Here is a 21,534-nt window from a genome sequence, read left to right as displayed (position 1 = left end):
CCTCTGTAGGGCAGAGAACCAATCAAAGTGTTGGTTCGATAGAGTTTTGGAGAGTCGCGTTCTATGGTGTAGGGCGCGGCTTTTTTGCTTGTTTGCGGGCTTTCCAATTGGGGCGGCGGACCTTCCAGAGAATGAACGGAATACTGAGTGTGAGGAACACGCCGGGGATAATGATTGCCAGATAAGTTGTTGCCGGAAAGTCGGGTTCGTCTGGAGGCCTGAAGCCGATGATGAATGCGATGAGTGAGATACTGAAGCCGATGCTGCCCAACACCCAGATGCCCCAGTTGCCGAACGGGACCTTATAGGTCCGCGGAACATTGGGGTGTTTGTAGCGCAGCCGGATTGCGGTGCTGTAGAAAAGTAAATACATGACGGAGTAAAGCAGCACCGCTGTTGAGGTGAGGTACAAGAACACCTCGTTGGTCTTTACGTGAAGCAGGAAAGCGGTTGCTATGAGTGTGGCGATGGTGGCCTGCACCAACATGAGTGGCACTGGCATATCGTGAGTGTTTGAGCCATGCAGGAATTTGGGTAGCATGCCATCGCGGCCTGCGACTGCGAGGCTTTTCACTGGTCCTGCAATCCAAGTGCTAACTTGTCCGGCAGCGCCAACAGCGATGAACATGGCTGCAACGGGTAAGATGTTCGGCACGCCATAGTGATCCAGCAGTATTGTGAAGGTTTGCAGGACCCCAAGCGTGTTTGAGATCTCCGTGACCGGAATGATCATGGCAATCGTCAAACCGCCCAGAAGAGAAATTGAAAAGCCAATCAGTGCTGCGATGAGGATTGCGATTGGATAGGTGCGTCGAACGTTCTGAACTTCTGTCGCGTGGCCCGCTGAAACTTCCATACCGATGAAGCCGAAGAGGAAGCTAAGGAAGAGGAACAAGGTTGAGGTTTGAGAGAGGGAGGGGATGATATTGGCGGTGGTGAGGCTGACATCAATAGCGGGTTGAGCAGGGCCAGAGACGTAGAGCAGGCCCAATATAATCATGGAGAGAGATGGGAAGATAGTTCCTGCCAGCAGGCAGACGCTGGCAATGCGTTTTGTAATTCTTGTGCCTTTGAAATTTGCGAAGGTTGCGCCCCAGTAGATGATGATAACACCTGTGAACATAAGCCATGGGTTTTCATCAAGAGGGCGATCAAACACAAACGCGAGGGCTGCGGTAGTGTAAGCAACGGTTGCGACCATGGCGAAAATGGCCTGAAACCACTGTAGGAAGACTGCCATGAACCCGAAGGGAGCGCCGAAAGCTTCCTGCACCCAAGTGTAAACACCATGTTTGGGCCAACCTGTTGCCAATTCTGCTGAAATGAGGGCTACAGGCAGGATGTAGCAGAGGATCACTGCTGTGTTGAAGAACAGGATCTTCATGCCGGTTTGTGCCATGAGTGGCATATTCAGCATCGTCATGAAGAGAGCTGTGGTCATAAACACCAAGTGCCAAAGGGTTATGTGGTGCTTTGGCTGATTGCGTGGTGTTTTGCCCATCACTCTTGTCCTCTACTTTTCGAGGCGTTCGAGATTTTCTTGCGACGTAGGAACCATATGCTGAGTGGAACCAGCAGGGCGAGAATAACAGCCACAACCATGAGGCCTTCAAAGCTCTTTATTGAGAATGGCAGGGATGGTGGGGGAATGAAACCAATTGCAAAGCAGCTTATGGCTGTCAACATGCCGATGATACCGAGCAGCCAGATGCCCCAATTGCCGCCGGGCACTCTGTAAGGGCGCGGGATATGCGGATGAGTGTAACGCAGGCGAATGGCTGCTACGAACATCAGCAGGTACATCAGTGAGTAAAGCAGTACTGCTGTTGAGGTGAGGACGAGGAACACCAGATTGACGTTCTCGAAGAGGATGAAGCTCAGGGCAATGAATGAAATGAGAGATGCTTGCAGGATCAGAAGTGCTGCAGGGACGTTGTTTTTGTTGGCTTTCGCAAAGCGTGCAGGCAGCAGGCCTTTTCTGCCAGCGGCCCACATCCCTTTTACCGGACCAACTATCCAGGTGCTGACCTGACCGGCAGCGCCCACGGCAACGAGCAGGGCAATGAAGGGCGTGAGAATGGAAAGGCCATAGGCGTTCAGATAAGCGGAGAAAGCCTGAAGGGCACCGTTGATGTTGGAGATATTGCCTTTTTCGAGGATGAGTGAGACGGCAAGCCCACCCGCAAGGGTGATGACGAAGCCTGCGATTGCTGCTGTGAAGATGGCACGCGGATAATTCTTTTGCGGGTTTTCAACTTCGTTTGCATGGCATGCGGAAACTTCGATGCCGACAAAGCCAAAGACGAAGCTCATGAAGAAGACGAGGCTGGTGGTGTCGGGTAGTGAAGGAACCCAGTTTGCGACTGTAGCGGATGTGTTGAGGGCGATTGGTTCGCCAGAGATCAAGTAATAGATGCCAAAGAGGATCAGCAGTGCAGAGGGAAAGAAGACGCCGACGGAGACCGCATAACCCGATATTTTCTCTGAGGTTTCTGTTCCTCTGAAATTGATCAGTGTTGCAGCCCAATAGAGGGCGAGCACCGAGAACGTAATGTAGTAGCGATTTGAGCCCAGCTCAGGATCAAAGGCATACGTGAGTGTTGCGGTGGCATAGGCGACGATTGATGTGACGCCGAAGATGGACTGGATCCATTGCAGAAATACAGCCACGAAGCCGATGGGCGTGCCAAAGGCTGCTTCGACCCAATGGAATACGCCGTTTTGGGGCCAGCCTGTTGCAAGTTCTGCTGAAATTAATGCTGTTGGAATGAGGAAAGCAAACACTGTGATGGCGTTGAGCAGGACCATTTGCATGCCGGTCTCTGCCATCATTGGCATGTTGCGCAGGGTCATGAACAGCGCTGTGGTGATCAGCACCAAGGGGATGAATGCGATTTTGTGTTCAGCGCTGGGCGGTTTTTCCTGCTGCATGGGCCACCGGCTTAGTCTTTGATGCTCTAAACTTTAAATTGAGGGCCTGAAAAAAGACTGAGAGTGCAGGTGGGAAGCGCCTTGGTGGCATTAAGTTGCTGTTAGGTGTGAGCGCTGGGCTAGATGTCTTCTTTGCAGATAGTACGGTCAACTTCCATCAGCTCAACCGGAGCTCCATTTACCTCGATAAAGGCGACAGTGAGTCCTTCGATAGGGGAGTTGGGTTTGATGATAACCTTCTGGTCTTTCAACGCCTCTGCCAAATCGTCAACTTCAAACGCCACGTGTGCCACTGTCTTCACGATTTCAGGGTAGGGCGCACCTTCGTCATAGCGCTGCCATTGAATGCCGAAGGGATTGTTTTTGTGGTCGCTGACGGTCATGTGCAGGTGAGGCAGCGGAATCTCTTCCTCGAAGTATCCCTTGGTTGGAATGCCGATATGGTTGAATTTCATTGGTCATCTTTCAATTTGGCTGCATGGGACCATGTTTGAGACCAGTGGCCTAAGGGTTGCAGGTAGGTGAACAGGTCTTCGCCTTCTGCTGTCAGTTCGTAGCCGCATTCTCCATTCATGACGATCCCGCATTCTCGTAGTTCTTTCAAGCGCGTATTGAGCACAGTGGGTGAGACAGAGTCACAATTGGACTGGAGCGTGCGGAAGGTCTGCGGGCCGGTTGAAAGGTTCCAGATGATGCCAAGAGCCCATCGTCTACCCAGCAAATCAAAGAGAACCATGATTGGTTTGCCGGATTTTGAGCCACGAACCGGTTTGCCTGCCTTAGGTATTTTCACAGAAATGGGGCTTTCCTTTTTGCTATGATTGTTGTAGCGGTGTCTTGCTACTTTTATTGTAGCACGTTTGGAGAGTTTTGCTATGGTTGTTTTTGCGGTGTCGTCTGCCCTGGCGGCTTCCTTAGGGTGGGCGTGTGGATCAATGTTGGCCCACCGACCGCTACAACGTGTTGGGGTTTTTGAGTTTACGCGCATTCAGTTGCTTACATCCGGGGCGATCCTGTGTTTGCTTTGCTCTGTGTTGGGGTATTGGCATACTGTTGATTGGAGCCAGTGGCCTGCCTTTGTGGTGAGTGTTGTTGTCAGCGTGATTATTGGAAACCTAGCTTTGATGGCGTGTTTGCGCCGAGCCGGGCCGCGACAAACGGAGCTGCTGCTTTCGCTCAAAACTCCAATCGTTGCTGTCCTTGCCTTCGCGTTTCTTGGTGAGGAGCTGAGCTTTACCGAAATTGTTGGTATCTCAATCGCTCTGTTCGGCATTTGCTTGGCAATTTTGTTTGGAAGTTCTGATCAAGAAACTGAAGCTACTCGTCGCAGTGGCGGGTTGGTTGTGATTGTGTTGCTGGCGCTTGTTGCAGCTGCTTCGCAAGGGATTGGAATGCTTGTTCTTAAGCCGTTGCTTGTTGCAGGGACCGAGCCTTTGGCAGCATCAGCGGTGCGGGTTACCGGCGCTGCGTTTATTGTGGCCCTGGTTGGATTGATGCCTGTCTCGGCGGTTCAGGCTTCAACAGAGATGAGCTGGATGCTGTTGTTCCGCGTCGTGCTGCCCGGTTTCATTGGATATGGCATATCTGTCTCGCTGCTGCTCTATGCCTATGCTCATTATGATGCAGCCGTTGCCAGCATTCTTGGCTCGCTGTCGCCTGTCTTTATTCTGCCGTTGCTCTGGATGCGAACGGGAAACATGCCCCGCCCGCTGGCTTGGGGTGGTGCACTGCTCTCGCTTGGCGGAACTGCTGTGATTTTGTTGTAAGAGAGTTGGTGCCAGCAGTCGAATTGCTGCTGGCACGCTTTGCTTTATTAGAAGCTGAGCTGCAAGTCGTGTCTTGCAAAGAGATCATGGAAGCCCTTTACGAGACCGTTTGCAATTCCAGTTGCGTTTTCCGACGGATCACTCGGGAAGAAAAAGACATCTGTTACTGCCTGCTTTTGTTCCAAGAATTCACCTTCTGAGATTGTGTTTTCATCAGGGGAATCTAGCGAGTCCAGTAAGGGTGCAAACAACTGAACGAATGGGCCTTTCAGTGTGGATGAGATCACTGAAGCGGTTGCATAAGCTTCTGTCGGATGTTTCCCAGCCTGCTGAAGACGATTGACCAGCTGTTCTTCGACATTTGTTGAAATGAGCTCGATAGCCTCACTCACAACTTGCGATTTTTCCTTGAGCTTCTCGGAGCGGAAAGCGTTGTTCAGCTGTTGCTGGATCTCCGGGTGCTCTTTGAAAATCTTCGTGAAGTGACGCTCTGCGGCGAACTTGTTGTCGTCACCACCCAAGCCATCCGCATTGTTGGAGTGCTTTGCTATGAACTCGGTCAGCAGCTCTGCATTGATTTCATCAGCGGTCAGGTGTTCTACAAAGCCTTTGATGATTTCATTGGCGGTTTGAGCTGTTTCTATCTGCTTGCCAAGCTCAGCCTTTGCTGCGTTGACGATGCCGCCTTGTTCCTGAAAGTCATTGCCGTCTTTTATAGAACGCACGATTTCCTTGGCAGCCAAATCAGGCAACCATTTCTGTGCGGCCCTTATTTCTTTTGGGGTTCCTTCAGGCACAAACGGGGCAATTTGCGAGCTGAACTCATCTGTTTGGGCTGCTTCTCTCAGTGTCGATTTCAACACGTCCTGAACAGCGCTGTTGATGATGCTTTTTTGGAGAATACCTTCGATCTGATCAGTAATGTCGTTCGTGCCTTCAGGACCGGAAACCGTGTTGAAGACGCCGTTCAATACGGTTGCGATTTCACCGAATGCCCCTGCGCTTATCTTCTCTGCGGGCAGGCCCAACTCTGAAAAGATGCTTTCAAGCAAAGTATCTCCTGCGCTTGCTGATTGCAGTGCTGCGATGGCTCGTAGCTGATTGCCTACTGCTTGTTGTACCTGTTCATCCTTCAAACTGCTGCGAATGGATTGGTTGGAGTTGCTTGGTCTGGATTGGTTTTCCAGTTTGCCTTGCACATTTTCCTGCAGTTTTGTGATCTGCTCGGAGGAGACATTATCCCAGTTGATTTGGAAGTCCGCAGTTGATGCAGCAGCTTTCAGATGCTCCCTATCACCCAGTTTTTCAATATGGGTTGCAATGTTTGCGTCGGTTTCTGCTGCCAGATTCTTCGCAACATCCTCTGCAATCTGTGAGACAATTGCTTTTATTTGCTCAGGATTTTCGCCAGCCTTTGTAAACTCACTGGAGCCTTCCAGCAATTTGGTGACATTGGCTGCTACCTCTGCACCATGCGTTTTGGCGACGCTTGAGAGGATAGCCGCTTGTGTAGTTACATTGAGCTCTTCGGCTTTATTTTCCTGAGTTGTGAGTGCCAACTCAACCGAGCTCAGTACTTGTGCATTGGTCAGGCTGTGGGCTTTCCCATCACCTGGTGCGAAAGCCTTGTAAGCGGCTTCACCGACGTCTTTGCCGAATTCTGTTTTCAATGCTTCCTGAAAACGGGTCTGATCTGCAGATTTCTGGCCATCTCCAGTGATATGGAGCTTGGCCCAGGAGAGTACTTTTCCGCCAACCGATGTATGAGAGGTGCGTTGTGTAACGGCTTCTTGCGTGGTGTGCAGTTTGTCCAGACCGTTGTCGAATTGGGCTGCAGTTACAAAACTGGAGAGTTCAATGGTGCTCATACTCTTGCTCCAAAATCTGCAAAATTATCGGCCTGACAAGGGTTGGTGTGGTTTGGGTTATCCCAATTTGGGCTGAGGCCTTCCGGGTTCTTGAGGCGCTCGTGCCAGGAGGCAGCTGTGCGGATGAACATGTCCAGCTTGTTGTGGAGGGCAAAGGAGGATCTGTCGGAGATTGTCACCACCATGGAGAGATTTATGCAACTTGCTTTTGGGCTGATGTTGAACGCCATGGCATGGCTGTCGGCAAACACGCAATTGGCCTGCATCAGAGCTTCAAGGACTTGCGGACTGTTGGTATCGCGTTTGCTGATAACTGTGTTGAAAAGCAGGGTTTGGCTTTCGCCTCGCCAGACGATGCTCATGGCGAGGTCCTGATCAAGACCAAGGAAAATCTGACCATCTTCGTTCAAAGAGAAGTTGTCAAAGCCAATTCTGTTGCCGAGTTCGATCAGCAGTGCGTTTACCAAATCAGTCATGCAGTCTCGCGCGCCTCACCATAGGACTTGTATGTCGTTGATGCTGTTCCTTGCAGTGAAGACGGTTTGTCTGCTGCAAGGAACAGCATCTGTAAGGCTAGGTTTAGCGAGGGTGAGGAGAGACTGCTGTCTTGTTTGGTACAGGTTGCCGACAAACTTGTGCCCCTCGCATACTTTGATGCGTATGCGAGGGCTGGTTGGTTATGTATTCGCGAGAACTGTAGCCGGAGCGGCGGCTCGTTTGTGGGCAAACACGATGACAAAGGTGAGCCCCAGTAGCAGAACCTCGGAGAACACACTGGCGTACCAAATACCGGCTTCTCCCATTGCATAAGGCAGGATGAGAGTAAGCGGGACTGCGAACAGGTAGGTTTTGGCCAGCATCAGAATGCCTGCGCGGGCAGCGTCACCGATTGCCTGAAAGAATGTGCCTACCATCATCAACGGACCAGACAGGAAGAACATCATAGACACGATTGGGATGATGCGTTCGACGTCTGCAATTGTGGCTGCATCATCGACAAAGATCGCGCCCAGTTGGGAGCTGAACAGGAAGTAGATTGCCTGAACTCCACCGCAATAGATGAGCGAGATTATGATCGCGATTTTCAGGGTTTGTGCAGTTCTGTCGTGCTTTTGGGCGCCGTAGTTGTTTCCTGAAATGGATTGCAGCGCCATGCTGAGACCCAGCAGAGGCAGGAACGTGAAGGTCATCATTCTGGTGATGATGCCATAGGCTCCAGCGGTGACTTCATAGTTGCTTCCGGCCCAAAGCTGAATTGCAAACAGCGTGACGGCTGCAGCCAGAGAAACACCCGTATAGCCAAGGCTTTGGGGGACACCAAGAGCGATGAGGGACTTCCATTGGAAGCTCACTGGTCGCCAGTTCAGGAAGGAAAGTTCCCCGCGTTTGGATGTGTAGTAGACTACTAGTGCAACTAATGAAATCAACTGTGCAGTCAATGTTCCATAAGCAGAGCCGGCCACGCCCCAGCCGAATTGAACCACATAGAGCCAATCAAAGAAGATATTCAGGAATGCAGAACTCAGGGTGATGACTGTAATGAGAGGCAGTAATCCCTCACAACGGAGCCTGTCGATGTTGATGGATAGGACGAACCCCAACGGTGAACCTAGAATGAGGATCGCCATGTATTGATAGCCAATACGGGCTAGTTCGTCAGAGCCGTTGGTCAGGAACAGAGCTAACTGAAATCCTGCGACCAGAAAACTCACGATAAGGCTGCCGCAGACGATCAATGCGAGGGCGATTGCGCTGTCGATGATCTTCTTTGCGATGCGGTGGTTGTTAGCGCCAAAGGCCCTTGCGTAGATGCTGGCGAAACCGTTGGACACGAGCGTGAACAGGGAAACCAAGATCATGAAGAGAGGGAACATGAGTGTGACGCCAGTCAGGGCCTGTGTACCCACATAGGTTCCCAGAAAATAGGCGTCGACGACCGTGTGCAAGCCGTTGACCATCATGACAAGGCTGAGGGGGATTGCGGTTTTTGCAAAGAGAATAGGTATGGAGCCGGACAGAAAAATATTGTCCGGTTTGGAAGAAAAAACGTCAGACATCAAAACTGCTTTCAGTTCAGAAGCGGGAAAATGCTGGAGCTCGCGTTGCCAGTAAACCGCTGAAATTATGCGGTTTGATGCAGAAAATATGGAGCTTCACCAGAGCGGTATGCTTGCGAGCGGCGGGTGTCCGAACCACACCGCGATCATAGGTGGAGTGCATTTTTACTGCAAGTGGATGCGCTCAATTGAGCAAGATTTGTGAACTGGTATATGGCAGTTTGAATTTGTGTCGTGTTGCGGTTGACGAGGGTAGCTTGCGCGACCTACTCCTCTTGCAGTTAATTCTGCTGAGAGGTCCTTCCATGGCAAAAGCAATTCACATGATGATCCGGGTTTTGGATGAAGAGCGTTCGCTTGCGTTTTATCGTAGGGCGTTTGGTCTGGAAGTTGCCGAGCGGCTGGATTTTGACAGCTTTACGCTGGTTTATCTGCGCAATGCGGAGAATGACTTTGAGGTTGAGCTTACAATCAACAAAGACCGCAGCGAGCCATACTCATTAGGTGACGGATACGGGCACATCGCGTTCTGTGTGGATGGGCTGGCTGCAGAACATAAGCGTTTTCAGGAGGAAGGGCTTGCTCCGGAGGACATCAAAGAGTTCTTCGTGGAAGGCAAGTTGCTGGCACGGTTCTTCTTTGTGACTGATCCCGATGGATATCGAATCGAGATGTTGGAGCGGCACGGGCGATACCAGTAGCCGCTCTTTTGCTTAGGACTCAATCGCCTTTTCAGCGAAAGTCGGAGGGGAGCTTTTGGCGAGCTCCTCTTTGCTGTGGCTTTTGAAGGTGTGGGTGAAGCCATCACGTAGTTTGTAATGCGGTTGCCAATCGAAGTTTTCCAGGTATCTGGTCACATCGAGTGCGCAATCGTAATCGCGGAAGGGGAAATACTCACGGGCTGGGATGCTGGGCGCCATGTCATTGCCGTAGAGAACTTCTGGTTCGACCTCTGCAATATCGCAGAGCATCTTCACCCATTTTTCGATGGTGAGGATATGCGGGTCCGCCAGGTTGACGGCCTCAGTCGGCATGGCATGCATAGCAAGCAGATAGAGGATGAAGCTGGCGAGATCTTCTTCGTGCAAAAACTGCAGTTTGGTCTGGCCATCACCGGGCAGGATGATCGGGCGTTCTGTTAAAGCTCGCGCCCAGACAAATTGCTCTCGGTCGATATCATTGTTGGGGCCATACAGATAAGGCGGGCGGATGGCGACGGCTGGTGTGTGTTCCTGATTCAGCAGGAAGTGATCTGCTCCAGATTTATCTCTGCCATAAACACCCCACACGGACGCTCCACCGATCGGGTCTTTTTCGCTCGGTAAGTGTCCTTTAGTTTCTTTGTAAACCGCTGCGCTGGAGAGATGAATCCACTTTTTGGCATGGATACCGAAGGTGTTGAATGCAATCCTCGACTGCTCTCGCGTATAAGCGCTTGTATCGATTACCGCTTCGAATTTGTCGGTGATCTGCTGCATGGCAAAAGGATCGTTTCTGTCTGCAACCAACTGCTTGGTTCCCGGAACCGGGCGTGTGCCTCTGTTGAGCAGGGTTACATTATATCCCTTCGAAAGTAGGGCCGGGATGAGAGATGCACCCACAAAGCCCGATCCACCTATAACTAACAAGTTATGCATATTTTGCAGTGCCTTAGAACTGTCCACTCTCAGTTTTAGAAAACTAACATGGTGGGATTAAAGAAACCTGTCTGCATCGCAATAGTTGAGCACCCATCCATTTTCGTTGAAATATTGAACCTTGCAATGACTGAGGCGAGGCGGCACAAATGGTCAACTTCAATTTGCAGAAAACGGGGATATTGACCCATGGCATCCAACAAGCTCCTGCTTCTTCCTGGTGATGGAATTGGTCCTGAAATCATGGAGGAGGTGAAAAAGGTTATCGCCTGGCTCAACGAGCAGGGCGAAGATACTTACGAGTATGACGAAGGCCTTGTTGGCGGCAGTGCCTACGATGCACACGGCGTTTCCATCTCTGAAGAAGATATGGCGAAAGCACAGGCAGCTGATGCTGTTATTTTCGGTGCTGTTGGCGGTCCTAAATGGGACGAGGTGCCTTATGAGGTTCGCCCGGAAGCTGGCCTGCTACGTCTGCGTAAAGACCTTGGCCTGTTTGCAAACCTTCGCCCTGCGATTTGCTATCCGGCGCTGGCTGACGCGTCTTCTTTGAAGCCGGACGTCATTGAAGGATTGGACATTCTGATCGTTCGCGAACTGACCGGTGGTGTTTACTTCGGTGAGCCGAAAGAGATCATCGATCTGGACAACGGCCAGAAGCGCGGTATCGACACGCAGGTTTACGACAGCTATGAAATTGAGCGTATTGCTGGCGTTGCATTTGATCTTGCGCGCACCCGTGACAACAAAGTTTGTTCCATGGAAAAGCGCAATGTGATGAAGTCCGGCGTGCTTTGGAACGAAGTTGTGACCGCAACGCACAAAGCAAACTACGCGGATGTTGAGCTGGACCACATGCTGGCAGACGCTGGCGGCATGCAGCTGGTGCGTTGGCCAAAGCAGTTTGACGTTATTGTAACCGACAACCTGTTTGGTGACATGCTGTCTGATGTTGCGGCGATGCTGACTGGTTCTCTGGGTATGCTGCCGTCTGCTTCTCTTGGTGCGCCTGATGACGCAACCGGTAAGCGCAAAGCCCTTTATGAGCCAGTGCACGGTTCTGCTCCTGATATTTCCGGTACAGGTGCTGCTAATCCAATTGCAATGATCGCAAGTTTTGCAATGGCGCTGCGCTACTCTTTCCAGAAGATTGCAGAGGCCGACATGGTTGAAAAAGCAATCTCCAACGCACTGGACAAAGGTCTGCGCACAAAAGACATCGCGAAGGATGGTGAAGCCACCATCACCACCGCACAGATGGGTGATGCTATTGTCGCCGAGCTGACCGCTCTTGCAGGTGTTTCAGCATAAGCTGGCAGTTCAGAGTCTAGAAATTTGAAACAGGGCTTCCGTTGGTTCGGGAGCCCTGTTTTTTATTGCATGGGTGGAAGTAGTGGCTGAGTGGGTTTAGGACTTGGCAAGTTCACGTATTGTATCTGCGATCCTGAGGCATCGAAGTCTTCAAAACTTACGCCATGCAGCGTTGGGTTCTCGTAGGTTTTGATGAAATACTTTCTGTTTTCAATGTCAGCAATGGTCGACCACTGGGTGTAGTCGTTGGCTTCCTGTTCCTGCTCGACTGGCAAAATGGCAGGCCTTACAAACCCTTTTGGAATGTCGAAGTTGTTGAGCACGTGCTCCATGGTCACAAGCCGGTTCTTGTTTAGTTCAGCGGCGTCAATAGTGGAGATTAAACCCAGCGCACGGATAAACCGGGAAGGTGGAGTTGGATCACCTGGGATTCCAAGCAAGCCAGAACCCTGACCGAAGGGGGTTAGTTCCTGTCCCATGATCTCAGTAGAGCCGATGTTGAATGGAGAGAGGAACAGGTAGTTGCGGATGTTCTGGACATGCCACTCGAAGTCTGGCGAGTTGGTGAGCACGGTGTAAGGATTGTCATAGACTTTCAATTCGCCGTTTATGGGCTCTATGACAATAGAAAAGCCAGCTGCATCATGTAGAGTGTAGTGAAGCGGCGGGATTTCATCCATGCTCTCGTAGAAGGTCCCGACTAATGAGACCTGATCCAGATTGACTTTAATTTCTTCGACTGTTTTGAAGGTTGAAAGCATCCAGACGAGGAAGTCTACCTGATTGATTTCCTTGGTGCGTTGCGCTTTATCATCTGACGGGTTTTTGTAGGCAGCAGAGCCGGGGAAGTAGAGGGCGCCGCCGGACAGACCGTATTCGTTCATGCCATCAACCAAGGCGGGGCTGTCGAAGATGCTGGCGCCAATCACAGCAATTTTGCCGGTCCAGCTGTGGCCCGCTTCATCATTGATTTGAGATTGGAACTTGTAACCGCGTGGGATGAGCCCAATTTTAGTGGGGATCTGCTTGCCGAACTCCATCGTGCGGCCATACATTTTGATGTTGTCGACGGTGGACAGGACGAAGCTGGTGCAGGCATTTGCGGCTATTGGCTGAAGAACAAAACCGAGCAGAGCTAAGCTGATCTTGAACAAGGCAATTGGTTTGCTGGCAAAGCGCTTGAGCATGAGACCTCCGGAGTGAGTTCTTTTGCTTGTGATTGTCAGCGAAGAGCGCAAAGGTTCCGTTAGATGTGCCTGCTGCTTTAAGATTGGTTTTTTGGCAGTTTGGCCACTGGATGTTAATCACGGGAGTTAGCCGTGTGATTTGGTTGCGCGAAAAACTCCTGTGCGGCATAAGCCTGAGCCAAGATAAATTTTGAGAAGCATTGCTGAAAGACAGAGCATGGATGAACGTTTAAGACCTTTCCTCGGAACCTGGATTCTGGATCCTGATGCCTCAAACTATGAGCAGGGTTCTATGCCTTGGGGTGGCAGTTTGAAAATTGTCGAGAAGAATGGCGAGATCGGTTTCTTCATGAAAACCGTTGAAGGCGAAGGCGAGACCGTTGAGGCCAACTTCTCAGGCATTCCTGATGGGGAAGATCGACCTATGCCGCAAAACCCGTTTGCGGATACGCTTTCTCTCTCTTTAAACACGGATGGTGATCTGGTTTCTGAAGCAAAGCGCGGCGGCCTAAGCATTATGGTTGCCAAGCGTGAGCTGAATGAAGACGGTTCTCAGCTCACGGTTTATCAAACTGTACACCTGTTGGATGCTGGTTCGTTTACCAACGAAGCCGTCTATATGAGAGCACAGTGAGTGGTTTAAACCTGCATTAGCTTGTCTTTGTTGAACTTGGTTGTGTGATTTAAAAACGTAACAGGACACAACCATGTTCAATCGAAACAGGCTCGCCGGAGCCTGCGCAATACTGGCGGTTTGTGGTGTATCGAGCGCTAATGCCCTGGTGTTTGATGGCATTCCTTATATGGATGATCGCAGCACCCCCCAAGCGGTGATCGAAAGCTATTATAATGCAATCAACCGCAAAGAATATGTGCAGGCGTATAGCTACTTCAATACCCCACCTAAGAACTTTGAGGAATGGAAGGACGGATTTCGAACAACGGAGTCTGTGCAGCTGCGCTATGGGTCAACCCAGCCAGATGCAGGCATGAGCCAGCTCTATTGGCCGCTCCCGGTAGTTATTGAAACGCACCTTTCTGACGGGACTTCACAGGTTTATGCGGGCTGTTATGTTTTACATATGGTGGTGCCGGGCACGATTACCGATCCGCCTTACTCACCCATTGCGATTAACAAGGCTGAGTTGAAGCCAACGGATAAGCCATTGAGCCAGGCCCTGCCCGACAAATGTGATGAGTAGCCGTAATTCTTCATCACGTTAGCTTGCTGCGAAGGCCGCGGAATAAGCGACGGTACCTGTTGGTGTCTCTCCTTCAAAGGTGTGCTGCATAAAGTACTGTGCTGGCACGCCGGGGAAGATGAGGCCATTTGTCTGCTGAAAGCCGAAGCAGCTGTAATATTCCGGCTCCCCAAGCAAAACGACACCTTTGGCACCAAGCTGCTTGATTTGCTGCATTCCCTCCATGATCAGGGTTGAGCCAAAGCCCTTGCCCTGATGTTTTGGAGCAACGGCCACTGGGCCAAGGCCATACCAACCTTTGTCCTCACCATCGATTGTTATAGGAGAAAACGCGATATGACCTATCATGCCGCCTGCTTGCCCTCCGATGAGTGACAATGTCAGTTCACCATTAGCACGCAGCTGGTCGATGATCAGGCGCTCAGTTGGCTTTGCGCCGGGTTCATGGTGTGGGTGGTTTTCGAATGCTGCATAAACGAGATTGCGGATTGCTTCGACGTCAGATGGCAGCTCTGTGCGGATGATCATCGGTTTTGTCCGTTCTGTTTAGCTTAGCTTTTGTGCCACGAAGAATAAGAAAGCTCACTGACTTATCGGACTAGAGATACCCGAACATTCTCCCGCAGATCAGGACGCCGAGCCAGCTGAACAGCGAGATGAAGCCAGCGGATTTGAAGCGGGGGATGGTTCCGCGGGAGTCGACTTGTGCCAGATAGCGCCATGGTTTGTTGAAGCGCAGGAACAATGCATTGAGCAGGGCGAGTGTAAAGAAGCCTGACTTAGCCCAGAATATGGGTGCGTTGACGTATACTTGCGCTTTGACTGAAAGCAGGAAGATGCCAGTCGTGATCGCGATCAGGCCGCCCAGAAGGGCAATGCGGGTGAGGGGACGTGCAAGGTCGTACAATGGTATGGACCGCCACATGCCCATCATGCGCAGGTCAAGCGGGACAAGGGAGCCGAATAGCATTGCTAGCCCGACGATGTGGCCTGTGTTGATTGCCGGATAGACCCACCATGCATACTTGAAGACCTCTGGCAGCTGAGAGCGTTCGAGATCGACAGCAAGTGCTTGCAATTGAGAAAGGAGGTCCATCATTATTCCGTTGTGACTTTTGATCGCTCTGTTCAAACTGAGTGCAGACGCGATGCCATGCAAGGATTGATTGGCGCACTTATTCCGGTGCCCACGGTTTTATTATTCTGAGGTTGTTTATGCCTGACTTTGTGCATTTGGAATGGGGGTGAAACGCCTGCGGTGATGGTTATGCAGCGACTGAAGGCGTTAGTAATATTCATTGAAAGGCGTAAGACTTTGCCGCAACTGAAACTCTCGGCGGGACGCCTCTATCATTGAAATGAGCATACCCTTCTCGCAAGTTTCTCCAGAAGGGTAACCAACGGCTGTTGGCATGGATAGCCATGTTGGTCTCTGTCATATGGAATGGGAAGATGTGAACGTGCACGGAAGCTTGACCACTTAGCAGGGCATTTTCGACCAGTAAGTAAATTTCTTCCATTCCTTTGTCAGTCATTGCATAACAGCCTGCTGATAAGCAGTTGCCGTGAACCATCAGGAATGATCCGGTTCGTTTATTGGATTTGTCAAAGGCGTTTGGGAAACCAAGATTGAATGCAAGGTGATTTACGCTTTTAGGATTTAGCTGACGTGTTGTTACTTGATAAAATCCTTCAGGCGCTTGCCTATCACCTTCTTTTAGTTTGGGTCCTAATCCTCCAGAAAACGAGCAAATATCGTAGGTTTTGAAGAGTTCATAATCGCCGTTTTTTTGCTTCCAAACTTCTAACTGAGCTTCTTCTTTGAAAATACGCAGAAAAACAGGCTGCTTGAGACTCAAATTCTTCTCTCTCAGTTCTGCTACAAGATATGGGGTGAGAGTCTTTCTTACGTCTTTGATGTTCGCTGATTTAGCAAACCAATAGGATTCTGACGAGAAATAGGGCTGTGAGGAATCGTATCTAGTTGCGATTATGATTGATGGTAGAGTGACGGTGGCAACCATACTGATAGCGATCAGGTATTTAACGAAACGCATAGAGAAATCTTTTAAAAAGAAACTTATAGAGAAACGCAAAATTATTATCACCTAGAGGTTGTTTATGGCTGACTTTGTGCATTTGGAGTGGGGGCGGAACGCAAGCAGTGATGGCTTTGCTGCGACTGTGATTGTTGATTGCCTGAGTTTCTCGACAGCGACTTCTGTTGCGTGTGGCAGAGGGGCAAAGGTGGTGCCTGTTGCTGGTCGCGATGAGGGGAAAGCGCTGGCTGTTGAGATTGGCGGAGTTTGTGCCGGGAAGCGCCGAGAGGATGGTTACTCGCTGTCTCCACCAACGCTCATGGGGCTCTCTGCTAGCGATGTGTTGGTCCTGCCCAGCCCCAACGGTGCGACGCTTTCTGCTTTGCCAAGAGAAGGGCGGGTGTTCGCTGCTGCACTTCGGAATGCAGCAGCGGTGGCGGCTTGTTTGAAAGAGGTTTCCGGTAAAGTCTTACTGGTTGCTGCAGGGGAGAAGTGGCCGGATGGCAGTTTGCGGCCTGCGTTTGAGGATCAACTGGCCTGCGGTGCACTTGCACATGTGCTGGACTGCGCGATGTCGCCAGAAGCCTCGATTGCTCGGGCGGGTTATCTTTCGTGTGCTGATGATTTACTCGGTGCGCTAAAAGGCTGCGTGAGTGGGCAGGAACTGACACACCGTGGTTACACAGTTGATGTGGAGTGGGCAGCTGACCTGGATTCGGAATACTGCGTGCCTGAACTGCGGCAAATTGAACTTGGTGGAAAGGCCGCGAATGCCTTCCTAGACGTTTCGCATGTAGATCATGGCGGTTCAAAAGTTGAGCTTACATCAGGGTTTATTTTGCCTGAATGAAGGTTCTCATCGGTAAATCCCAGTATTTCGGCGGTTTTGCTGGTGCGTGCGTGTCACGCTTGAGTGATGTTGAAGCTCTGCCATAGCAAAGACTGTTGACAAATCTTTCCTGTGAAGGCATGAAACCCGCGATCTATTTATTGGGAAAGAGTTACGCGGAATGTTCCTTCGCAAGACCGACACAACAAAATTCATGCGCACTGCGGCGAAAACCGCGGGCATGATGTCGGCTGCAAAAGTGACCGCGACTACTACCAAGACAATCACCACGAAAACGACAAAAACCACCGTCTAAGGTGCCTCTCTTTCCCGCGCTCTCCCCGGGACGGAGGGCGCCAGAGGGCTCACCGGGCGCAGTCAGCCTCCGGAAGCCAGCGGGGGAGACGAAGAGGACAAAACCAATGGGTTATAAGGTTGCGATTGCAGGTGCTACCGGCAATGTAGGTGCGGAAATGCTGGATATTCTGGCAGAGCGCGGTTTCCCGGCTGATGAAGTGATTGCATTGGCATCTCGCCGTTCGCAGGGCAAAGAAATCTCCTTTGGTGATAAGACGCTGAAAGTTAAAGCGATGGAGAACTTTGATTTCTCCGAGGTTGATATCTGCCTGATGTCTGCCGGTGGCTCTATTGCAAAAGAGTGGGCACCAAAGATTGCTGCCAAGGGCTGTGTTGTCATCGATAACTCTTCTGCATGGCGTTATGATCAGGATGTTCCACTGATCGTGCCTGAAGTGAACGCTGATGATATTGTTGACTTCAAAAAGAAGAACATCATCGCGAACCCGAATTGCTCCACTGCACAGTTGGTTGTTGCTCTTAAGCCAATTCACGAAAAAGCTGGTATCAAGCGCCTCGTTGTCTCCACTTACCAGTCCGTTTCCGGTGGTGGCAAAGATGCGATGGACGAGTTGTTTAATCAGACCCGCGCTGTTTTCGTAAACGACCCGATTGAGCCTCAGCAGTTCACCAAACGCATTGCGTTTAATGTGATCCCGCATATCGATGAATTCATGGAAGATGGTTACACTAAGGAAGAGTGGAAGGTTCTTGCTGAGACCAAGAAGATGCTCGATCCAACCATCAAGGTAACCTGTACTGCTGTTCGCGTGCCTGTGTTTGTTGGTCATGCCGAGTCCGTGAACATGGAACTGGACAGCCCACTTTCTCCTGAAGAAGCTCAGGACCTGCTGCGCGAAGCGCCGGGTATTCTGGTTGTCGATAAGCGTGAAGACGGCGGCTATGTCACTCCTTACGAGTGTGCTGGCGAAGATGCGACTTACGTTTCCCGTATTCGTGAAGACGCGACCGTTGAGAACGGCCTGAACATGTGGGTTGTTTCCGATAACCTGCGTAAAGGCGCTGCGCTGAACACAGTTCAGATTGCTGAGGTTCTGGTGAACCGCGGCCTGATTAAGCCAAAAGCAGAAGCTGCTGCATAAGCTTTTCAGCTACTGATGAGATTAGGGAGGGCACCTTTTAGGGTGCCCTTTTTTGTTAGAGGTGAAAGAGGGTTACTGCTTCATTCGGAGAGAATGAGAATGCTCTGGTCACAAAACTTATCCCCCTCCTCAATTCCTTCGATACTCTGTGTCTATGCCTACGTAGCGGGCTGCTGGCGGAGCGACCGTCAGTTTGTCGTAGGTTGGGTTGGGCTGTTGGGAGACGTAACGCACCTTTCAGTGGTCCGGTGAACCGAACTTCAAACGTGACCGCATGGTTTGAGGGGAAGGGCCCAGGACTATAGGGTATCACGCGGTGACAGGTGCAGATGTACCGGCAGTAAGACCTGCTTTTGCAGATGTGTTTGTCAAAGACGGAGGAACTGTTTGGGCATGGAAACGTGTCTGGATAAGCCACTTTCTTTCCGGGAAACCGGCTATCGTGCCTTATAGGCAAAAGAGGCGACGTTGTTCATTATAAAAAGCCCGGGCAAGGCGTGTAGCCAATGCTGAAGAAACATTTTTAAACAAGTAGCGCAGGCATTGCCTGCCGCCTTGCTCATCCCGACTTCCGGGATTTCTGGTTCAACACTGCATGGGATGCCATGTGGTGCTATTGGTGTTTGCGGGAATACTTTACGTAGAGGTTATGCTAGGTTTATCCCAAATTATGGGGGGAATATGCAGACACTTGAAATTAGAGCTGCGCGGTATGATGAGTTGCCTGAGGTCGCTCGCATGTACCGGTATTCGCGAGACCGATGCCTTTCATTTATACCTAGACTGCACACGCCAGAAGAAGATCTTTGGTTCTTTCAGAATATTGTTTTTAAAGAGAATGAACTGACAATAGTCATGGGAGATGAGCAAATCATAGGTATGATGGCCACCAAAGATGACTGGGTAGAACAGCTTTATCTGGATCCGCGGCACCTGCGGAAGGGCGTTGGTACAAAGCTCTTAGACCAAGCAAAAGCTCACTCTTCCGGAAATCTGAAGCTTATGTGCTTTGTTGAGAATGTGGATGCGAGAGCATTTTACGAAGTGCATGGGTTTAAGGAAGTGAAGCGGACAAGCGGTTCAGAGAATGAAGAAGGTGCACCAGATATTTTGTATGAGTGGAAGGCTTAGTTTTCCCGGCAAAGTAGAGGGTGCAGTGTGTTGCAGGAAGACGGGCGCGAGATGATACCCCTAAAATTGCAGGGGGCATATACGGTGATTTCCGTCTAGTGCAGCGTAACTCTGAGTGGCATTGTTCGAAGTAGATGTAAGCCAGAGCACTTTGCGTTGTTCAAGATTGACGCTTCCTGCTCTTAGCGTTTTTGCCATGCGTATCCTTTTTGGGAATATCCGAACCACTTTTAGGAGGATGCGCTTCAGGACAATGTGTTGGGAGGCACACGAGAATGCTGAACACTGCAAGTTATGCCAACTACAAGATCACTCATACGGATGAGACCTTTACGGATTGGCTTGTGAAATCTGCAGGACCTGCTTGGAATAAGGCGATCAATCACCCGTTTACCAGTGCTGTTGGCAATGACACAGTGAGTGCCGAGGTGTTCACCCGTTACTTGTTGGAGGATTACCACTACATTCAGGACTTGGCATCTGCGCTTGGATTCCTGATTGCCAAGGCGCCGACAATGGCTGCTAAAGCACGGTTGTCTGGTTTTGCGCAGCAACTGACTTCCAACGAACTGGGGTATTTTCAGCGCACCTTTAAAGAACTGGGCATCGCGCCTGATGTTTATGAGGCTGCAAAGCCCAATACGATTACCCGGGCAATTGGCGCAACGCTGTTGTCGACAGCTGGCAAAGGTCACTACGTTGATGGCATGGCAACATTGCTGGCTTCGGAGTGGATCTATCGCGAATGGGGCCATCGGGAAGCAGCCAAGCCACGGCCTGAGCGGTTATACCTTGCTGAGTGGGTTGAGTTTCTGGCGACCGATGAGTTTGGAGAGTTCATTGAGTGGATTAAGCGGGAAGTGAACTCGATTGGCGAAGAAGAACGTGTGAAGCGCCAAAGCGAGATCTCAGAGAGCTTTACTCATATGTGTGAGCTTGAAGCCGAGTTCTTCGACATGGTGAGCTGACAAAAGGCTTCATATCTGAACCAGAAATGCTCTCTGTTTTGCAGGGAGCATTTTTTTTCAATGAGGTCGGTCCCTAGTTATACGTATTGGCTAAAAACTAGGGGTAACTGCACGTTTTACCTGTAACATCTCCGTGATATTGCTGGTAAATTGCAGGAAATGACAAGATGTTCTCAAATGAGATTTTGTCTCTGAACACCTTATGGGAAGTATTTTTTATGCATGTGAGGTTTTGTGGTAACTGGTTCTAATAAATTCCAGTATTGGTAGTTTATTTGATTTAAATAAGCTCACAGCTTCGCTAATTGTAGAAAATTTTCCTCATTCTGATAGAACGAGCTCAACAAAATAATAGTAATCAGGAATAGATTATGTTCTCTCGTTCTACTGTTGCTGCACTTGCCCTTCTCGTGGCTGTTCCTGCTCAGGCTGAAACAATCCGTGTGGGCATGTCTGGTGGGTATTTCCCATTCACATTTGTCAAGCAGGACGTTCTGCAGGGCTTTGAAGTTGACGTTGCTCGTGCGATTGCTAAGCAGACTGGTGATGAAGTTGAATTCGTTACCATGAGCTTCTCCGGCCTGATTGGCGCTCTGGAAGCTGGCCGCATTGACACTATTGCGAACCAGATCACCATTACGCCTGAGCGTGAAGCCAAGTTCACCTTCTCCCAGCCATACGTTTATGACGGTGCGCAGGTTGTTGTGAAAGCTGGCAACGAAGAAATCGGCGGCGTTGAAGACCTTAAAGGCAAAAGCGTTGCTGTAAACCTCGGTTCCAATTTTGAAGAGCTTCTGCGCGGTTTGCCATTTGCTGATGAAATCGACATCCGCACCTACGAAAGCAACCTGGCTCAGGATACTGCTCTTGGTCGTGTTGATGCGTTTATTCATGACCGCATCAGTGCAACACAGGTGATCAAAGAAACTCCGCTGCCGCTGGCGCTGGCTGGTGCTCCATTCTCTGAAATTCGCAACGCAATGCCGTTCCGTACTGATGAAGATGGTAAAGCTTTGGCTGCTAAGGTAGATGTTGCAATCGACGAACTGAAGGCTTCAGGCAAGCTGGCTGAGATCTCCGACAAGTGGTTTGGAGCGGACATCACCAAAGCTGACTAAGCTGTCCGTTCAGAATTAGTAAAGCAGTTC

At 50.5% G+C, this 21,534-nt stretch carries 22 protein-coding genes; 10 read left to right on the top strand and 12 right to left on the bottom strand.

What is annotated here, in order from left to right; genetic code table 11:
• Window positions 1-61: 61 nt before the first annotated feature.
• The 4 genes from PsAD37_RS26655 to PsAD37_RS26640 form a co-directional block, all read right to left on the bottom strand.
• Entirely contained in the window at window positions 62-1,501 is a 1,440-nt protein-coding gene (locus tag PsAD37_RS26655; protein WP_063298652.1) for an APC family permease, read from the bottom strand.
• Window positions 1,501-2,931: an amino acid permease gene (locus PsAD37_RS26650; RefSeq protein ID WP_063298651.1), complete on the bottom strand. Its 1,431-nt coding sequence runs from the start codon at window positions 2,929-2,931 to the stop codon at window positions 1,501-1,503. The genes PsAD37_RS26655 and PsAD37_RS26650 overlap by 1 nt, the downstream gene beginning before the upstream one ends.
• 119 nt (window positions 2,932-3,050) lie before the next feature.
• Window positions 3,051-3,386 carry a hypothetical protein gene (locus tag PsAD37_RS26645; RefSeq protein ID WP_063298650.1) on the bottom strand — a complete coding sequence of 112 codons (336 nt, stop codon included), beginning with the start codon at window positions 3,384-3,386 and terminating at the stop codon, window positions 3,051-3,053.
• Window positions 3,383-3,724 (bottom strand): helix-turn-helix domain-containing protein, encoded by a 342-nt coding sequence (locus PsAD37_RS26640; RefSeq protein WP_063298649.1) that lies wholly within the window; start codon window positions 3,722-3,724, stop codon window positions 3,383-3,385. Before PsAD37_RS26640 ends, PsAD37_RS26645 begins: the two co-directional genes overlap by 4 nt.
• 82 nt (window positions 3,725-3,806) lie before the next feature.
• Here PsAD37_RS26640 and PsAD37_RS26635 point away from each other — a divergent pair, with 82 nt between their 5' ends.
• Window positions 3,807-4,697 carry a DMT family transporter gene (locus PsAD37_RS26635; RefSeq protein ID WP_063298648.1) on the top strand — a complete coding sequence of 297 codons (891 nt, stop codon included), beginning with the start codon at window positions 3,807-3,809 and terminating at the stop codon, window positions 4,695-4,697.
• 47 nt (window positions 4,698-4,744) lie between these two features.
• On the opposite strand, the gene PsAD37_RS26630 is transcribed toward PsAD37_RS26635, so the two are convergent.
• The 3 genes from PsAD37_RS26630 to PsAD37_RS26620 form a co-directional block, all read right to left on the bottom strand.
• Window positions 4,745-6,565, bottom strand: coding sequence for a hypothetical protein (locus PsAD37_RS26630; protein WP_063298647.1), 1,821 nt, complete (start codon window positions 6,563-6,565; stop codon window positions 4,745-4,747).
• Window positions 6,562-7,041, bottom strand: coding sequence for a CesT family type III secretion system chaperone (locus PsAD37_RS26625; RefSeq protein WP_063298646.1), 480 nt, complete (start codon window positions 7,039-7,041; stop codon window positions 6,562-6,564). The genes PsAD37_RS26630 and PsAD37_RS26625 overlap by 4 nt, the downstream gene beginning before the upstream one ends.
• A 201-nt stretch (window positions 7,042-7,242) precedes the next feature.
• A complete protein-coding gene (locus tag PsAD37_RS26620) occupies window positions 7,243-8,622 on the bottom strand; it encodes an MATE family efflux transporter (RefSeq protein WP_063298645.1) in 1,380 nt (459 codons plus the stop codon).
• A gap of 305 nt (window positions 8,623-8,927) precedes the next feature.
• Between PsAD37_RS26620 and PsAD37_RS26615 the strand changes: the two genes are divergently transcribed.
• Window positions 8,928-9,323 (top strand): VOC family protein, encoded by a 396-nt coding sequence (locus PsAD37_RS26615; protein WP_063298644.1) that lies wholly within the window; start codon window positions 8,928-8,930, stop codon window positions 9,321-9,323.
• Window positions 9,324-9,335: 12 nt separating this feature from the next.
• On the opposite strand, the gene PsAD37_RS26610 is transcribed toward PsAD37_RS26615, so the two are convergent.
• Window positions 9,336-10,259 carry an NAD-dependent epimerase/dehydratase family protein gene (locus tag PsAD37_RS26610; protein WP_084408131.1) on the bottom strand — a complete coding sequence of 308 codons (924 nt, stop codon included), beginning with the start codon at window positions 10,257-10,259 and terminating at the stop codon, window positions 9,336-9,338.
• A gap of 189 nt (window positions 10,260-10,448) precedes the next feature.
• Between PsAD37_RS26610 and leuB the strand changes: the two genes are divergently transcribed.
• Window positions 10,449-11,570, top strand: coding sequence for a 3-isopropylmalate dehydrogenase (leuB, locus tag PsAD37_RS26605; RefSeq protein WP_063298643.1), 1,122 nt, complete (start codon window positions 10,449-10,451; stop codon window positions 11,568-11,570).
• Window positions 11,571-11,632: 62 nt separating this feature from the next.
• Here the strand turns inward: leuB and PsAD37_RS26600 are convergent, their stop codons facing one another.
• Window positions 11,633-12,757 carry a linear amide C-N hydrolase gene (locus tag PsAD37_RS26600; protein ID WP_063298642.1) on the bottom strand — a complete coding sequence of 375 codons (1,125 nt, stop codon included), beginning with the start codon at window positions 12,755-12,757 and terminating at the stop codon, window positions 11,633-11,635.
• A 217-nt stretch (window positions 12,758-12,974) separates the two neighbouring features.
• Between PsAD37_RS26600 and PsAD37_RS26595 the strand changes: the two genes are divergently transcribed.
• Together PsAD37_RS26595 and PsAD37_RS26590 are read left to right on the top strand one after the other, a co-directional pair.
• Window positions 12,975-13,391: a hypothetical protein gene (locus tag PsAD37_RS26595; RefSeq protein ID WP_063298641.1), complete on the top strand. Its 417-nt coding sequence runs from the start codon at window positions 12,975-12,977 to the stop codon at window positions 13,389-13,391.
• A 73-nt stretch (window positions 13,392-13,464) separates the two neighbouring features.
• Window positions 13,465-13,959 (top strand): hypothetical protein, encoded by a 495-nt coding sequence (locus tag PsAD37_RS26590; protein ID WP_063298640.1) that lies wholly within the window; start codon window positions 13,465-13,467, stop codon window positions 13,957-13,959.
• An 18-nt stretch (window positions 13,960-13,977) separates the two neighbouring features.
• Here the strand turns inward: PsAD37_RS26590 and PsAD37_RS26585 are convergent, their stop codons facing one another.
• From PsAD37_RS26585 to PsAD37_RS26575, 3 genes are all read right to left on the bottom strand, one after another.
• Window positions 13,978-14,487, bottom strand: coding sequence for a GNAT family N-acetyltransferase (locus tag PsAD37_RS26585; protein WP_063298639.1), 510 nt, complete (start codon window positions 14,485-14,487; stop codon window positions 13,978-13,980).
• 70 nt (window positions 14,488-14,557) lie between these two features.
• The gene (locus PsAD37_RS26580; protein WP_208982061.1) at window positions 14,558-15,055 is read right to left on the bottom strand and encodes a hypothetical protein; all 498 of its coding nucleotides are present in this window, start codon (window positions 15,053-15,055) and stop codon (window positions 14,558-14,560) included.
• A gap of 199 nt (window positions 15,056-15,254) precedes the next feature.
• On the bottom strand, window positions 15,255-16,016 hold the full coding sequence (locus tag PsAD37_RS26575) for a murein L,D-transpeptidase family protein (RefSeq protein WP_153039865.1): 762 nt from the start codon (window positions 16,014-16,016) through the stop codon (window positions 15,255-15,257).
• Window positions 16,017-16,080: 64 nt separating this feature from the next.
• Here PsAD37_RS26575 and PsAD37_RS26570 point away from each other — a divergent pair, with 64 nt between their 5' ends.
• The 5 genes from PsAD37_RS26570 to PsAD37_RS26550 all read left to right on the top strand — a co-directional run bounded on the left by PsAD37_RS26570 (window position 16,081) and on the right by PsAD37_RS26550 (window position 21,504).
• Window positions 16,081-16,848, top strand: coding sequence for a 2-phosphosulfolactate phosphatase (locus PsAD37_RS26570; protein WP_063298637.1), 768 nt, complete (start codon window positions 16,081-16,083; stop codon window positions 16,846-16,848).
• Between the two features lie 401 nt (window positions 16,849-17,249).
• On the top strand, window positions 17,250-18,287 hold the full coding sequence (locus PsAD37_RS26565) for an aspartate-semialdehyde dehydrogenase (protein ID WP_063298636.1): 1,038 nt from the start codon (window positions 17,250-17,252) through the stop codon (window positions 18,285-18,287).
• A 681-nt stretch (window positions 18,288-18,968) separates the two neighbouring features.
• A complete protein-coding gene (locus PsAD37_RS26560; RefSeq protein ID WP_063298635.1) occupies window positions 18,969-19,418 on the top strand; it encodes a GNAT family N-acetyltransferase in 450 nt (149 codons plus the stop codon).
• Window positions 19,419-19,693: 275 nt separating this feature from the next.
• Window positions 19,694-20,386, top strand: coding sequence for a TenA family protein (locus PsAD37_RS26555; RefSeq protein ID WP_063298634.1), 693 nt, complete (start codon window positions 19,694-19,696; stop codon window positions 20,384-20,386).
• A gap of 371 nt (window positions 20,387-20,757) precedes the next feature.
• On the top strand, window positions 20,758-21,504 hold the full coding sequence (locus PsAD37_RS26550) for an amino acid ABC transporter substrate-binding protein (RefSeq protein ID WP_057465114.1): 747 nt from the start codon (window positions 20,758-20,760) through the stop codon (window positions 21,502-21,504).
• The last annotated feature ends 30 nt before the right edge of the window (window positions 21,505-21,534 follow it).

It is taken from the genome of Pseudovibrio sp. Ad37 (genome assembly GCF_001623075.1).
Taxonomy (GTDB): domain Bacteria; phylum Pseudomonadota; class Alphaproteobacteria; order Rhizobiales; family Stappiaceae; genus Pseudovibrio.
Note: the sequence above shows the minus strand (reverse complement) of the source record. Positions and strands in the feature narration are given on the sequence as shown.

Coding starts and splice junctions, on each gene's coding strand:
- PsAD37_RS26555 (WP_063298634.1), top strand. CDS start 19,694: ATGCTGAACACTGCAAGTTATGCCAACTACAAGATCACTCATACGGAT.
- PsAD37_RS26585 (WP_063298639.1), bottom strand. CDS start 14,487: ATGATCATCCGCACAGAGCTGCCATCTGACGTCGAAGCAATCCGCAAT.
- PsAD37_RS26565 (WP_063298636.1), top strand. CDS start 17,250: ATGGGTTATAAGGTTGCGATTGCAGGTGCTACCGGCAATGTAGGTGCG.
- PsAD37_RS26595 (WP_063298641.1), top strand. CDS start 12,975: ATGGATGAACGTTTAAGACCTTTCCTCGGAACCTGGATTCTGGATCCT.
- PsAD37_RS26655 (WP_063298652.1), bottom strand. CDS start 1,501: ATGGGCAAAACACCACGCAATCAGCCAAAGCACCACATAACCCTTTGG.
- PsAD37_RS26560 (WP_063298635.1), top strand. CDS start 18,969: ATGCAGACACTTGAAATTAGAGCTGCGCGGTATGATGAGTTGCCTGAG.
- PsAD37_RS26550 (WP_057465114.1), top strand. CDS start 20,758: ATGTTCTCTCGTTCTACTGTTGCTGCACTTGCCCTTCTCGTGGCTGTT.
- PsAD37_RS26600 (WP_063298642.1), bottom strand. CDS start 12,757: ATGCTCAAGCGCTTTGCCAGCAAACCAATTGCCTTGTTCAAGATCAGC.
- PsAD37_RS26590 (WP_063298640.1), top strand. CDS start 13,465: ATGTTCAATCGAAACAGGCTCGCCGGAGCCTGCGCAATACTGGCGGTT.
- PsAD37_RS26625 (WP_063298646.1), bottom strand. CDS start 7,041: ATGACTGATTTGGTAAACGCACTGCTGATCGAACTCGGCAACAGAATT.
- PsAD37_RS26635 (WP_063298648.1), top strand. CDS start 3,807: ATGGTTGTTTTTGCGGTGTCGTCTGCCCTGGCGGCTTCCTTAGGGTGG.
- PsAD37_RS26610 (WP_084408131.1), bottom strand. CDS start 10,259: ATGCATAACTTGTTAGTTATAGGTGGATCGGGCTTTGTGGGTGCATCT.
- PsAD37_RS26615 (WP_063298644.1), top strand. CDS start 8,928: ATGGCAAAAGCAATTCACATGATGATCCGGGTTTTGGATGAAGAGCGT.
- PsAD37_RS26580 (WP_208982061.1), bottom strand. CDS start 15,055: ATGGACCTCCTTTCTCAATTGCAAGCACTTGCTGTCGATCTCGAACGC.
- PsAD37_RS26645 (WP_063298650.1), bottom strand. CDS start 3,386: ATGAAATTCAACCATATCGGCATTCCAACCAAGGGATACTTCGAGGAA.
- PsAD37_RS26620 (WP_063298645.1), bottom strand. CDS start 8,622: ATGTCTGACGTTTTTTCTTCCAAACCGGACAATATTTTTCTGTCCGGC.
- PsAD37_RS26570 (WP_063298637.1), top strand. CDS start 16,081: ATGGCTGACTTTGTGCATTTGGAGTGGGGGCGGAACGCAAGCAGTGAT.
- PsAD37_RS26630 (WP_063298647.1), bottom strand. CDS start 6,565: ATGAGCACCATTGAACTCTCCAGTTTTGTAACTGCAGCCCAATTCGAC.
- PsAD37_RS26650 (WP_063298651.1), bottom strand. CDS start 2,931: ATGCAGCAGGAAAAACCGCCCAGCGCTGAACACAAAATCGCATTCATC.
- PsAD37_RS26575 (WP_153039865.1), bottom strand. CDS start 16,016: ATGCGTTTCGTTAAATACCTGATCGCTATCAGTATGGTTGCCACCGTC.
- leuB (WP_063298643.1), top strand. CDS start 10,449: ATGGCATCCAACAAGCTCCTGCTTCTTCCTGGTGATGGAATTGGTCCT.